This window comes from Burkholderia sp. 9775_39 (assembly GCF_015712225.1).
In the GTDB taxonomy this organism is placed as follows: Bacteria; Pseudomonadota; Gammaproteobacteria; order Burkholderiales; family Burkholderiaceae; genus Burkholderia; species Burkholderia cenocepacia.
Map to the genome: position 1 here is coordinate 135,221 of NZ_JACCQC010000019.1, position 13,726 is coordinate 148,946.

General features: G+C 68.4%; 12 protein-coding genes. 7 read left to right on the forward strand and 5 right to left on the reverse strand.

Translation table 11 applies throughout. The annotated features are described in order from the left end of the window. Positions 1-108: 108 nt before the first annotated feature. Positions 109-1,344, reverse strand: coding sequence for a cytosine deaminase (gene codA, locus H0X90_RS24490; protein WP_077189143.1), 1,236 nt, complete (start codon positions 1,342-1,344; stop codon positions 109-111). A gap of 340 nt (positions 1,345-1,684) precedes the next feature. On the opposite strand from codA, the gene H0X90_RS24495 reads away from it, so the two are divergent. Further along, positions 1,685-2,827, forward strand: a complete 1,143-nt coding sequence (locus H0X90_RS24495) for a porin (RefSeq protein WP_077189144.1) — start codon at positions 1,685-1,687, stop codon at positions 2,825-2,827. Positions 2,828-3,072: 245 nt separating this feature from the next. Next, positions 3,073-3,375 carry a DUF4148 domain-containing protein gene (locus H0X90_RS24500; protein ID WP_006482838.1) on the forward strand — a complete coding sequence of 101 codons (303 nt, stop codon included), beginning with the start codon at positions 3,073-3,075 and terminating at the stop codon, positions 3,373-3,375. 125 nt (positions 3,376-3,500) lie between these two features. Here the strand turns inward: H0X90_RS24500 and H0X90_RS24505 are convergent, their stop codons facing one another. Continuing rightward, a complete protein-coding gene (locus H0X90_RS24505; protein ID WP_012493318.1) occupies positions 3,501-4,448 on the reverse strand; it encodes a LysR family transcriptional regulator in 948 nt (315 codons plus the stop codon). 188 nt (positions 4,449-4,636) lie between these two features. Between H0X90_RS24505 and H0X90_RS24510 the strand changes: the two genes are divergently transcribed. Together H0X90_RS24510 and H0X90_RS24515 are read left to right on the forward strand one after the other, a co-directional pair. Beyond that, complete coding sequence (locus H0X90_RS24510) at positions 4,637-6,820, forward strand: FUSC family protein (protein WP_077021069.1); 2,184 nt, start codon at positions 4,637-4,639, stop codon at positions 6,818-6,820. A gap of 136 nt (positions 6,821-6,956) precedes the next feature. Then, positions 6,957-7,169, forward strand: a complete 213-nt coding sequence (locus H0X90_RS24515; RefSeq protein WP_006482828.1) for a hypothetical protein — start codon at positions 6,957-6,959, stop codon at positions 7,167-7,169. Between the two features lie 138 nt (positions 7,170-7,307). Here the strand turns inward: H0X90_RS24515 and H0X90_RS24520 are convergent, their stop codons facing one another. Together H0X90_RS24520 and H0X90_RS24525 are read right to left on the reverse strand one after the other, a co-directional pair. Further along, entirely contained in the window at positions 7,308-8,417 is a 1,110-nt protein-coding gene (locus tag H0X90_RS24520; RefSeq protein WP_060212396.1) for a P1 family peptidase, read from the reverse strand. A 64-nt stretch (positions 8,418-8,481) separates the two neighbouring features. Beyond that, positions 8,482-9,888: an APC family permease gene (locus tag H0X90_RS24525; RefSeq protein WP_006482833.1), complete on the reverse strand. Its 1,407-nt coding sequence runs from the start codon at positions 9,886-9,888 to the stop codon at positions 8,482-8,484. A gap of 130 nt (positions 9,889-10,018) precedes the next feature. On the opposite strand from H0X90_RS24525, the gene H0X90_RS24530 reads away from it, so the two are divergent. Next, on the forward strand, positions 10,019-10,819 hold the full coding sequence (locus tag H0X90_RS24530; protein ID WP_006482848.1) for a helix-turn-helix transcriptional regulator: 801 nt from the start codon (positions 10,019-10,021) through the stop codon (positions 10,817-10,819). 24 nt (positions 10,820-10,843) lie between these two features. Here H0X90_RS24530 and H0X90_RS24535 read toward each other — a convergent pair whose 3' ends face one another. Then, positions 10,844-11,221 carry a nuclear transport factor 2 family protein gene (locus H0X90_RS24535; RefSeq protein WP_006482852.1) on the reverse strand — a complete coding sequence of 126 codons (378 nt, stop codon included), beginning with the start codon at positions 11,219-11,221 and terminating at the stop codon, positions 10,844-10,846. A gap of 375 nt (positions 11,222-11,596) precedes the next feature. Here H0X90_RS24535 and H0X90_RS24540 point away from each other — a divergent pair, with 375 nt between their 5' ends. After that, positions 11,597-12,481 carry a LysR family transcriptional regulator gene (locus H0X90_RS24540; RefSeq protein ID WP_058903089.1) on the forward strand — a complete coding sequence of 295 codons (885 nt, stop codon included), beginning with the start codon at positions 11,597-11,599 and terminating at the stop codon, positions 12,479-12,481. 173 nt (positions 12,482-12,654) lie between these two features. Continuing rightward, positions 12,655-13,587: an AEC family transporter gene (locus H0X90_RS24545; protein ID WP_196222401.1), complete on the forward strand. Its 933-nt coding sequence runs from the start codon at positions 12,655-12,657 to the stop codon at positions 13,585-13,587. The last annotated feature ends 139 nt before the right edge of the window (positions 13,588-13,726 follow it).

A 13,726-nucleotide genomic window follows, 5' to 3' on the forward strand; every position in this document is an offset into this window, starting at 1 on the left:
ACCGCATCGTAGGCCTGCACCTCTCATGAGACAAACGTATTTTTCGAATCGACTCATGCATTTTATGAATGCACGGCGTCCGGCGGGCCGGAATGGCCCGCCTCCTCGTCAATACGTGATCCGCTCCGGTTCGCGCCGCATGATGACCTGCCCGTGGCGCATCGACAGCGTGGCCTTCGCCTGCCGGCGCACGGCTTCGTAGTCGCTGTCCGCATCCAGCACGACGAGATTCGCCGGACGTCCGACCGCGATGCCGTACCCGTCGCCGAGGTGTAGCGCCGTCGCGCTGTGGTCGGTCACGAAGTCGAGGCAGCGCTGCAGGTCCTGGTAGCCCATCATGTGGCAGATATGGAGGCCCGCGTCGAGCACGCGCAGGATGTTGCCGTTGCCGAGCGGATACCACGGATCCTTGATCGAATCCTGCCCGAAGCACACGTTGAGGCCGGCACGGTCGAGTTCCGCGACGCGCGTGACGCCGCGCCGCTTCGGAAACGTGTCGAAGCGGCCCTGCAGATGGATGCTCTCGGTCGGGCACGAGATGAAGTTCAGCCCTGCCTGTTTCAGCAGCCGGAACAGCTTCGAGCAGTACGCGTTGTCGTACGAGCCCATCGCGGTCGTATGGCTCGCGGTCACGCGTGCCCCCATGCCGCGCACGCGTGCCTCTTCGGCAAGCACTTCGAGAAAGCGCGAATGCGGATCGTCGGTCTCGTCGCAGTGCACGTCGACGAGGCAGCCCGTGCGCTCCGCGAGGTCCATCAGGAAGCGGATCGAGCTGACGCCCTGCTCCCGCGTGTTCTCGAAATGCGGAATCCCGCCAACGACGTCCGCGCCGAGTTCGATCGCCCGCTCCATCAGCGCGCGGCCGCCGTCGAACGATTCGATGCCCTCCTGCGGGAACGCGACGATCTGCAGATCGATCAGCCCGCGCGCCTCGTCCTTCACTTCCAGCATCGCCTTCAGCGCGGCGAGCGTCGGATCGGTCACGTCGACGTGCGTGCGTACGTGCTGGATCCCGTGGTCGCGCAGCATGCCGATCGCCGCATGCGCGCGCGTTTTGGTGTCCTCGTGCGTGATCGTCGCCTTGCGCTCGGCCCAGCGCTCGATGCCCTCGAACAGCGTGCCGCTCATGTTCCACGCGGGCTCGCCGGCCGTCAGCACGGCATCGAGGTGGATATGCGGCTCGACGAGCGGCGGAATCGCGAGACGGCCGCCGCCGTCGATATGGTCCGGGTTCGTCGACGCGATCGGCGCGGCTTGCGCGTCGATGCGCGCGATCTTGCCGGCATCGATGCCGATCGTGAACAGGCCGTCGCGGCCGCGCAGGCGTACGTTGAACAGGTTCATGGGGAGGCCTCTTGTCGTGCATGCGTGAACACGGCCGCGCGATCTGCGTCGACGACCGTGCGGTCCGGGCAATCAGTATGGAGGAAAAGCGGCGACGCGCGCACCTGCCGCGCATGTTGCATCGACGCGACAGCCGGGCTGCGCGGGACGGCAGCCGCATGCCGGCCGTCACGCAGGAACCGCCGGCCCGACGCGCGCGCGACGCCGCGTGTCAGTTTTGTGAAGGACTCTTGCCGGATCAGGAACAGTGCGCTCGCGGCCCCAAGGCCCTTGCGCGTGCGGCGCATTCCTATACTTGCGCCGAACTTTGGTTTCCAGTCCCACACGCAGGAGCTTCCCGATGAAAAAAACCATGATCGCCGGCGCGTGCGCCGCCACCCTGTTCGCGCCGCTCGCCCACGCGCAAAGCTCGGTCACGCTGTACGGCCTGATCGACGCCGGCATCGCCTATACCAACAACGTGAACGGCGCGTCGCAGTGGCGCATGGCGACCGGCACGATCAACGGCAGCCGCTTCGGCCTGCGCGGCACCGAGGATCTCGGCGGCGGCCTGAAGGCGCTGTTCGTGCTCGAGAACGGCTTCAACGTGAACAACGGCGGGCTCGGCCAGGACGGCAAGCTGTTCGGCCGCCACGCGTATGTCGGCCTGAGCCGCGCCGGCTACGGCACGCTGACGCTCGGCCGCCAGTACGACACGATGGTCGACTTCGTCGCGCCGCTGTCCGCGACGGCCGGCGATCTCGGCGATGCGGGCTTCGCGCATCCGTTCGACAACGACAACCTGAACCACTCGCTGCGCATCAACAACGCGGTCAAGTACACGAGCGACACGATCGCGGGCTTCAAGGTCGGCGCGCTGTACGCGTTCTCCAACTCGGCGAATTTCAGCGCCAACCGCGCGTACAGCGTGGCCGCGAGCTACACGAACGGCCCGCTGAAGCTGGCCGGCGCCTACCTGCAGATGAACGGCACGAAGGGCTCGACGAGCGCGAGCCCCGGCGCGACCGATTCGGCCGAGGCGAAGAGCCTGAACCAGGGGGGCTGGTCGATCGGCTCGGACCGCATGCGCACGTACGGCGGCGGCGTCAGCTACGTATTCGGGCCGGCGACCGTCGGCTTCGTCTACACGCGCTCGCAGTACGACAACACCGGCTCGTTCGGCTCCAGCGGCCAGATCGCGTTCAACAACTACGACGTGAACGTGCGCTATGCGGTCACGCCGGCCGTCAGCCTCGGCGCCGCCTATGTGTACACGGACGCCAGCGTGTCGAATCCCGACAGCAAGCACGGCGCCGATCCGAAGTGGCATCAGGTCGACCTGCAGGCCGTGTACAAGCTGTCGCGCCGCACCGACCTGTACGCGGAAGCGATGTTCCAGCATGCGTCCGGCCGCGGCTACCAGGCGTTCATCAACACGTCGGGCGGCGCATCGAGCACGGCGAACCAGGTCGTCGGCACGATCGGCATGCGCACGCGCTTCTGACCGGCAGCGCGCAACGTCGCCCACCTGTACCGAGCCCGTGTGCACGGCGCCCGTGTGCACGGCGCCCGTGTTTGCTCACGGGTCCGGCCGCGGCGGGTGACAGCGCCAATGTTGTTGCTTCTGGAACGCAGCCCTCCTGGAATCGGGGTGTTTGCGCAACGGCCCGCTGCGTAGACTGACGTCGAAGGTCGGAGCCGCGCGTCGCGCGTCGATCCGGCCACCCACCCCGTATTCAGGAGAACCTCGTGAAATCGCTCGTCGTTACCGCCGCCGCTGCCATCCTGCTTGCCGCACCGGCCCTGTCGTTCGCCCAGCAGGCGAAGTCGCCCGTCACGCGCGCGCAGGTGCTGCAGGAACTGATCGATCTCGAGTCGGTCGGCTACAACCCGGCGCGCGGTGAAGTCGGCAACTATCCGGAGGACATCCTGGCGGCGCAGGAACGACTGCAGGCGAAGCGTCTCGCCGAGCGGAAAGCGGCGCAGGCCGCCTACGGCCCGGCCGGGGCGCCTGCAACCGAATCGGGCGCGGCGGCCAAGCCCGCGCTGTGACGACGTGCGTCGCTCGCATCGAGCATGCATGGCGAGCGACGCGTAGTGGATGTTTGCAGGAAACAACCCGCCGCGCGCCGATGCGCGCGCGGGGTTCAGACGGCCTGCGCTCAGGCGGCCTGCGCTCAGGCGGCCTGCGGTTCGCGGTCGATCGCGTTCAGCATCTCGACGTCGCGCGCAATCATTCCCGGCACTTGCGCACGCAACATCTCGACCCAGGTCCGCACCTTCGCATCGACGAAACGGCGCGACGGGTACAGCGCATACACGTTCATCTTCTGCAGGATATGCGCGGGCAGCACACGGACCAGCGTGCCGTCGCGCAGCGCGTCGATCGCCGAATACAGCGGCAGCATGCCGATTCCGATGCCGTCGCGGATCGCGAGCGCGAGCGATTCGGCGGTATTGGTCTGCACCGGCCCGGCGACGTGGATCTGCTCGACGCCTTCGGGCCCTTCAAGCACCCATTCGTGCGTCGGAAACGCCGGCGTGCACAGCGTCAGGCACGCGTGCGCGGCGAGATCCTGCGGGCGGGCCGGCACGCCGTGCCGTTTCACGTAGTCGGGTGACGCACACAGAATGCTGAAGGTCGACCCGAGCAGGTGCGACACGAGTTCCGAATCGGGCAGCGACGACGCGGTGACGACGGCCATGTCACTCGTGCCGTCGAACAGGTCGGGCATGCGCTGCGACAGCGACAGCTCGATCGACACGTCCGGGTACTGCGTGTGATAGCGCGTCAGCGCGGGCATCACGTAGTGGTGACCGACGCTCGCGAAGCTGTGCATGCGCAGCACGCCGGCCGGGCGCTCGTGCGCGCAGCTCGCTTCTTCTTCCGCGCGGTCGACGTCGGCGAGGATCTGGCGGCAGCGCCGCAGATAGCTTTCGCCGGCCGACGTCAGCGCGAGACGGCGGGTCGAGCGATTCATCAGACGGGTGCGCAGGCGCGCCTCGAGCTCCGACACCGCGCGCGACATCGCGCCGGTCGTCGAATTCAGCGATTGCGCGGCGGCGGTGAAGCTGCCCGTCTCGACGACGCGCGAAAACACCCGCATGTTTTGTAGGGTATCCATTCCTGTGAGCAACCTGTAGCGGAGCCGCCATTTTCCTCCACTGGATGCGACAGATTGTTACTTCGGCTGCAACTATCGTTTCCCCGCAACTGCGTTAATGCGCGGGCGCCGCGCTCCTACAATCGGCGCCTCACCAGTCGAACGGGCCGTTCGGACGCGCCGCGGCACCGCGCCGGCCCCCTCTTTTCATGAAGCCACAACCTGCGATCGAGCGATCTTCCATCGAACCGGCACGATGGAGGCCATGGCTCGATCCGCTCGGCAACGCGGCGCGCGACTGGGCCGCGACCGACGGGCTGATCTGGCTGCATCTCGCGAAAACGGTGCTCGCGGCGCTGCTGGCGATGGGCATCGCGATGCGTCTCGAGATGTCGCAGCCGCGCACCGCGATGACGACCGTGTTCGTGCTGATGCAGCCGCTGTCGGGCATGGTGTTCGCGAAGAGCTTCTATCGCGTGCTCGGCACGGCGGCCGGCCTCGTCGGCGCGCTCGCGCTCGGCGGGCTGTTCGCGCAGCAGCCGGAGCTGTACATGGCCGGCATCACGCTGTGGATCGGCGGCTGCATCGCCCTCGCGGTGCGCAACCGCCACTTCCGCTGGTACGGCTTCGTGCTCGCCGGCTACACGGCCGCGCTGATCGGCCTGCCGGCCGTGATGACGCCGCAGACGCTGTTCCAGTCCGCGCTCACGCGCGCCGCGGAAGTCGCACTCGGCATCGCGTGCTCGGGCGCGGTCAGCGCGCTGATCCTGCCGTTGAGTTCCGCGAAGGCGCTGATGCGCTCGTTGAGCGCGCGCCACGCGACGTTCGCGGCGTTCACGGCCGGCGCGCTGGCGGGCGACGTCGCGCGCGGCGATTTCGAACGGCGCTTCGCCGATTTCGTCGACGACATCGTCGGCTTCGAAGCCAACCGCGCGTTCGCGTCGTTCGAGGACCCGCACATTCGCGCGCGCAGCCGCCGGCTCGCGCGGCTGAACAGCGAGTTCATGAACGCATGCACGCGGCTGCATGCGCTGCACCAGCTCGTCAAACGGCTGCGCGCGAATCATTCGGACGCGGTGCTCGACGCGCTGGCGCCGCACGTCGACGCGCTCGCGCTGCGCTTCGCCGCGTTGCGCGACGAACGCCAGCACGGCATCGCACCGGCCACCGGCGCGCTGCTCGAACTGCGCCGCTTCCATGGTGCGTTGCCGAAGGCCGCGCGCGCGTCGCGACGGGCCATCGAGGACCATGCGGCCGGCGGCCTGCTCGACTTCGATACCGCGATCGAGCTGCTGTACCGGTTCATCGGCGAATATCTCGGCTACGTCGATACCTACGCGTCGCTCGATCAGGACGACCACGCATTCGAGCGCTCGGTCACGCATTACGCGGTGAAGACCAATGCGTTCTTCGTCGGCTTCGCCTTCCTGCGCACGGTGGTCGCCGTCGGTGCGATGAGCGCATTCTGGATCGCGTCCGAATGGCCGAGCGGCTCGCTCGCGGTGATCGCCACCGCGATCGCATGCGCGCTCAGCTCGACCTCGCCGCGCGCGCCGAAATTCGTCGCGCAGATGAGCGTCGGCGCGGCGTTCGCGACCGCGGTCGGCTACCTGTTCCTGTGCTACGTCTATCCGAACATCGACGGCTTTCCGCTGCTGTGCGCGGCGCTCGCGCCGGTGCTCGGCCTCGGCGCGTTCCTCGCGATGCGGCCGGGCCTGTCCGGCTACGGGATCGGCTTCGCGGTGTTTTTCTGCCTGCTCGCGGGCCCCGACAACGCGATCGCGTATACGCCGGAAGTGCTGATCAACAACGGGCTGGCGATCGTCGTCGCGATGCTCGCGTGCTCGCTCGTGTTCGCCGTCGTGTTCCCGACCCACATGCCCTGGCTCACCGGCCGGATCGCGCACGACTTGCGCCGCCAGGTGACGCTCGCATGCGAAGGCGCGCCGGACGGCCTCGCGCAGCGCTTCCAGTCGAGCACGCACGACCTGATGGCGCAACTGCGGACGCTGCTGGTACGCCGCACGCGGCAGCATCGCGATGCGATGCGCTGGATGCTGTCGACGCTCGAGGTCGGCCATGCGGTGATCGACCTGCGCGACGAACTGCACGCGTTCTGCGCGTCGAAACCGCCGCAGACGCTGCGCTGGACCGGTTCGATCGACGCGGTGCTGAACGAACTGCCACGCTTCTTCGACGATCCGACGCCCGGCCACCATGCACGCACGCTGAAATCCGTGAATCTCGCGATCCGCGCGGCGCAGCACACGCTGCAGGCGTGGTACGCGGTGCCCGACGCGCGTCGCAGCATGCAGCGGATCGTCGGCTGCCTGCACTTCATGCGCAGCGCGCTGCTCGACAAGGACGCGCCGTTCAACCGGCACCGCCATTGAAGGCCGATGCGCGCGCAACGGGATCGTTGTTCCGGATGGAAATAAGCTCTACAGCCGCGGTGATTAATCTTTAAGCAGTGCGAGCCTATAGTTTCCTCACTGCCAGCGAGACTGGCACTCACCCAGGAGAACTCAAATGAAGCCGCTGCACCTCGCCCTCGTTGCCCTGTCGCTCACCGCTGCTGTCGCCCACGCACAGCCGGCGCCGGCAGACGTCGCACCGCAACAGGCGAACCGCGCCGAGGCGATCAAGGCCGCCGGCCGCGTCGATCGTGCGCAATCGAAGCAGGAAGACCCGAATGCCTGCGTCGGCCCCGTCAGCTTCTGCAACATCTATTTCGGCAGCTGAGCATGACGCCGCGTCGTCACGGCCAGGCCCGTATCGCCCGCACCGCGCGCATGACCTGCGCGGGCGGACGGCGGTCCGGCCGATCGCCGCATCGCCGTTCCGTCCCACGCCGCTTCGATTGAAGCGGCGCTCGCCGTTTCAGGCGCCGCGCCCCGGTCGCCAACCCACTTCGCGCAACGCATCCAGCAAGCGCGCCGGCCCGAGCCCCTCGACCCGCGCCCCGCGCGACGCGACGTCGCCGCCCGCGACCAGCGCATTCACGATCGCCTCCTCCACTGCTTCGGCCGCCGCGACGAACAACGCGGAAATATGGTCGTTGTTGACCATTTGCACGCCGGTGGTCGGCGTACCCTTGCTGCCGTAGTTCGCGGCCGGCAAGCCGTCGTTGCCGGTGGCGAACGCGAGGAAGATGTCGCCGCTCGAATCCTCGGTGCCGCCGCCGACGCGGGCGAGCCCGACGCTCGCGCGCTGCGCGAGACGCGTGCATTGATGCGGCAGCAACGGTGCGTCGGTCGCGATCGTGACGACGATCGAACCCATGCCGGGCTCGCCTTTCGCGTCCGCGTCGCGGAACGGCGAATGCACGTGCCGCAGCACTTCGCCGACCGGGTAGCCGGCCACGCGCAGCATCTCGCGTACGCCGTAGTTCGCCTGCACGAGCGCGCCGACGGTCCAGCCGCCCGCCTCGTCCGCCAGCACGCGCGATGCGGTGCCGATGCCGCCCTTGAACTCGTGGCAGATCATGCCGGTGCCGCCGCCCACGCCGCCTTCGGCGACCGGCCCCGATTGCGCGGCGGCCAGCGCGCGCTGCACGTGCGCGGCGTTCACGTGCTGCCCCCAGATGTCGTTCAGCAGTCCGTCGTAGGTTTCCATCACGACCGGCATGCACCAGTACACGCGGCCGGCCGCCGCTTCGCGTTCGTTCGCGACCAGCGCGTCGCGTACCGCACCGACGCTGTGCGTGTTCGTATAGGCGATCGGCGTCGTCAGCAGGCCCGCTTCGCGGATCCATTCGAGCCCGGTCGCGTCGCCGTTGCCGTTCAGCACGTGCACGCCCGCGAAGCACGGCGAATCGTGCACGGCGCCCGCGCGCGGCTCGATCACGGTGACGCCGGTGCGGATCGACGCGTCGCCGTTCTCGACGTTCAGCGTGCAATGTCCGACCCGCACGCCCGGTACGTCCGTGATCGCGTTGAAGCGGCCCGGCGTGCCGAGTCCGATGCGGATGCCGAGATCCCTCGTGCGCATGATGCAATTCCTCCCGTCTTTCAATGGTTCGGTATATCGGTGCTGCAAGATGTCGATCCGGCGCTCAGAGCGCGCGGAACGCTTCGCTGTGGCGCGCCCAGGCCACGTACATCACGAGTGCCGCGACCAGCAGCCCCGCGATGATGATCAGGTCGGTCGGCTTCGTCGCGGTGGCCAACGTCGTGACCAGCGTATACGCGGCGCCCGCCACCGCGACGAGCGGCGTCACGGGCCACAGCGGCATCCGGTAGTGATGTTCGACGTCGCGGCGCACGAACCGGCTCGCGAGCGCGGCCAGCCCGACGACGAGGTAGATCAGCAGCAACAGGTCGACCGTGAACGCGGTGAGCTCGTCGAGGCTCGACACGAACACGAGCCCGGCCGACGGTATCGCGAGCGCGATCGTCGCCAGCCACGGCGATTCGAGGCGCGGATGGATCGCCGAGAACGCGCGGTTGCAGGTGCGCGACCAGAGCGCATGCCGGCCGCTGCTGTACAGCAGGCGACCCATCGTGATCACGATCGCGATGATCGCGTTGAACACCGACAGGAAAATCCCGCCGCTGACCACCCGCGACACGGCCGGATTGCTCAGCGAGCGCACGACATAGCCGATCGGATCGGCACTCTTCGTCAGTTCCGTCAGCGACGGCGCACCCAGCACGATCGCGGTGAGCGGAACCAGTTCGACGACGAGGATCACGAGCAGCGAATAGATCACCGCCTTCGCGACGTTGCGGTTGCCGCCGCGCAGGTCTTCCGCGAGATACGCGGCCGAGCCGAAGCCGTTGTAGCAGAAGATCGCGGTGCCGATCGCGGGCACGATGGCCGCGAGCGTCGCCGGCACGAGCGCATTGCCGCTCGCGACGACCGGTGCGATCAGCACTTCGGCGCCGCGATGCGGCGACCCGAAGCCGAGCCCCGCGATCAGCATCAGCACGCCGATTTCGACGACCAGGAACGCGCCGGTGATCCAGGCGTTCGTCTTGATGTTCAGCATGCCGAGCAGATAGCTGAGCAGCACGATCGTCAGCGCGACCGACTGGTTGCTGAAGTGCGTGCCGAGCGCGTTGTTCAGGTACGGCGCGGCGCCGCTCGCGAGCACGGCGGGGATGAACACGCTGACCGACAGCACCGTGATGAAGGTCAGGTAGCCGGGCAGCGTGCCGAACACGCGCTTGGCCATCACGTATTCGCCGCCCGCGCTGCGATGCGCGGCGCTGAGTTCCGCATAGCAGAGCGCGAACGCGAGCGCGAGCACGCCGCCGAGCACGAACGACAGCACGGCGCCGCTGCCGGCCTGCTGGATCGCGAACGGCGCGATCACGAAGATCGAGCTGGCCGGTGTCACGCCCGATACGGTGATCATCACTGCGTCGCGCACGCTGAGCGTCTGCGACAGCGCGCGCGGCGCGTCTTCCATTGCGGGCGCCGCTTGCACGCTGCCCGTCGATTCCGACATCATCGCCATTTCGTTCTCCTGCGCCTATGCTGCTCTTTTTTGACAACCCATACTCGGGCCCGATTGATTGCGTGGCAGTCTAGGAAGCCAATTTCAGGACCGCTATTCCCCCTTCGTGTTACGCCCTTCCGGTGGTGGTATGGATCGTCTCTTTTCGGAAATCGCAATGCACCAGGCGCTTGGCCGCGCAATCGATCATCTCGGCCAGCCGCGCTTCTGGCGGTTCCTGGTGCTGCTGCTCAATGAAATGGTGCCGTTCGACAACGCGCTCGCGACCGCGGTCGGCAGCGACGGCGTGCCGCTCGTGCTCGACGAATACGACACCGGCGGCACCGACAGCGCGTCGCCCGTGCCGCTCTACCTGAACGGCGTCTATCTGCTCGATCCGTTCCTGCAGGCCGCGCACGACGGGCTCGCCGACGGTTGCTACCGGCTCGAGGAAGTCGCGCCCGACCTGTTCCGGCAGAGCGAGTATTTCCTCAGCTATTTCCGCGACGCGGTCGGCGACGACGAGATCCAGATTCTCGTGCGGCCGAATGCCGACACGCTGCTGTCGCTGTCGCTCGGTGCGTCGACGCGCTTCGACGTCGAGCCGCTCGGCAAGCTGACGGCCGCGATGCCGTGGGTGCTCGCGGCGATCCGGCAGCACTGGCGGCTGGTGGGTGACGCCGCGCGCGTGATGCCCGACGCCGATCTCGGCGCACGTGTCGAGCAGGCGCTCGCGCGCTTCGGCGCGGGCGTGCTGACCGACCGCGAGATGTCGATCGCACGCATGGTGCTGCGCGGCAATTCGTCGAAGGCGATCGCCGAGCGGCTCGCGATTTCACCGGAAACGGTGAAGGTGCATCGACGGCATGTGTATGCAAAGCTCGGAATTTCGTCGCAACCGGAGCTGTTTTCACGGTTCATCCAGGCGCTGGGTGAGGACGCGGCGGGATGAGTGCGCCGATGCACGCGACTGCCTTCACCCGCCCGCCTCGATGAACCCGCCATCGGGCGCCTGGTGCGGCACGTACCAGCCGAAATACACCTCGGCCTCGACGATCCGGCCGTCGCGTACGCGCAATCGCTCGGCGTTGCGAAACCGCCGTCCGGCGGTCGTGACGGCTTCGTACACGACGAACACGTATTCGCCATGCACCGCCACGTCGACGAACTCGAAGCCTGCGAGCATCGCGCTGTTCGGCCAGCAGCGCGCCAGATACGCGTCGCGGTCGAGCCGGTTGTCGAGCGGGCTCGTGAAATGGAAGTCCGGCGCGATCAGCGCTTCGATCGCGTCGCGGTTCTTGTCGACATACGCGCGATAGCTCGCACGCGCGACTTCACCGGGATCGTCTGGCATCGTCGTTACCTCCGCGAAGGGTCGGGGTGACCGCAACGGCTCGCGTCGCCCCGGCGCATCGATGAAACGGACACGGGCGGCACGCACGGCCACGGCCGCTCACGCGTGCGCGGACCGGCGTGCATGTCCGGCACGACGGCATACATGAAGGCACGCACCGGCCGATCCGCCGGTCCCGCACCGCGCCTGTCGGCGCAGGCCGGGGCGCGCATCGGTTGCCCGTTTCCGCACGCACGGGCATGATGTCCGCCAGCGTGCCGGCGCCAGCCGTCCGCTTCGGCGGTCGTCGATACCCCGAGCGGCATGCCGCCACTGCGCCGCCGGCATCGTCGAGCAATCCGCGTGCCGGCCCCGTTCGCCCATCTCACCGAGCCCATGTCACTCCGCGCCTTCAGAACGCTCGTCGCCATCGCCCGCTACCGGACCTTCGCGCGCGCCGGCGAAGCCATCGGCCTCACCCAATCGGCGGTGAGCCTGCAGATCAAGACGCTCGAAAGCGAATACAACGTGCAGTTGTTCGACCGTTCGCGCCGGCAGCCGGTGCTCACCGAAGCCGGCAACATCCTGCTCGCGCAGGCCGAGCAGGTGCTCGCGATGGTCGACCGGATTCCCGATGCGCTCAGCGACGAGAAGAAGCTGGTCGGCCGGCTGCGGATCGGCGCGATCCAGACCGCGTTGTCCGGCCCGCTGCCCGACGCGCTGCTCGCGCTGCGTGCCGCGCATCCGTCGTTGCGCGTGCACGTGTCGGCCGGCATGTCGGTGGAACTCGCGAACCGCGTCGCGGCCGGCGAGCTCGACGCGGCGATCACGACGCGCCCGGTGCGCCCGCATCCGGCGGAACTGACGTGGACCACGCTGTACGAGGATCGGTTCTGGCTGCTCGCGCCGCCCGGTCATGCGGAACGCGACGCGGGCGCGCTGCTCGATGCGCTGCCGTTCATTCGCTTCGACGCGCAGGCGTGGGCCGGCCGGATGATCGCCGCCGAGCTGCGCCGCATCGGCGTGCGGGTGCGCGAGGAGATGGTGCTGGACAGCGCGGAAACGATCGCGCGCATGGTGGCGCGCGGGCTCGGTGCGGCGATCGTCGCGCTCCCCGACGCAACGCTTGCGCGTCTGCCGCCGGTCACGCGCTTGCCGTTCGGCCGGCCGCAGATGGGCCGCGCGGTCGTCCTGCTCGAACACCAGTCGCGTCCGGCCGAACGTTTCGCCCGCGCGCTGGCCGCCGAAGTGACCGCGTCATCGATGAGAATTTCTCATTGAACACCCGATAATTCACCATTATTCCTGTTGCTTGCGCGTGTTAACTTGGCGGCATCGTCACTCTTTCGATTGCATGTCGCCATGTCGTCCGCCGGATGGATTCCCGCGTCGTTCCGCTGCGTTGCCTGCCGGCCGCGCCGGCGCTCCGGCACGACCCGCATGAAGGCGCGCCGATGATCGGCCCGATCCTGCTCGCGCTCGCGCCGGTCGCGCTGCTGGTCGCGTTCGGTCATGGCCTGCGGCGCACCGGCTTCATCGCCGCAGCGTTCTGGCCGCACGCCGAGCGGCTCTGCTACTACGTACTGCTGCCCGCGCTGTTCGCGGACGGCCTCGCGAATGCGCGGCTGCAATCGTTGCCCGTTTTACCGCTCGCGGCGGCGCTGGTCGGTTCGACCGCATTCGCCGCGGCGCTTCTTCTGCTGGTCCGCCGGTTCGTGCGGGTCGACGGCGCCGGCTTCACGTCGGTGTTCCAGGGCGCCGTGCGTTTCAACAACTATGTCGGCACCGCGCTCGCCGCCGGGCTGTTCGGTGCGAAGGGCATTGCACTCGCGGCCGTCTGCGTCGCGGCGATCGTGCCGACCGTCAACCTGATGTGCGTGCTGGTCTTCGCGCGCTACGGCGACACGCGGCTCGGCGCGGCGGCGCTCGTGCGGCAGATCCTGTCGAATCCGCTCGTCGTCGCCTGCGCGCTCGGGATGGCGATGCAGGCCGGCGGCGTGGCGTTTCCGGCCGCCGTCGAGCCGGCCGTGCGGGCGCTCGGCGCCGCGTCGATGCCGCTCGGCCTGCTGTGCGTGGGCGCGGCGCTGACATTCGATGCGGCCCGCGCATGGTGGCAGCCGGTGTGCGTCGCATCGGCGTTCAAATTCGTGGCGATGCCGCTCATCACGCTTGCGGCCGGCCGGCTGTTCGGGCTCGGCGATGCGGCGCTGACCGTCGCGCTGCTGTTCCAGGCGCTGCCGACCTCGTCGGCGTCGTACATCATGGCGCGCCAGCTCGGCGGCGACGCGCCGCTGATGGCCGGCATCACCGCGTTCCAGACGATCGCCGCCGCGCTCGCGATGCCGGCCGTGCTCACCGCGCTCGCGTCGGCGCCCGCGTTTCGCTGACGACGCCCGCCCAGCCCCCTTCCCCCTTCCCTGAATCGGCCCGCAGGCCGGCCATCGCGCGGTTCGGCATCGTTTAGCCGCGCGCGGCCACGCACGCCTCGCGGCACACGCTTCCTTTCGAGATTGCACGCCACATGAA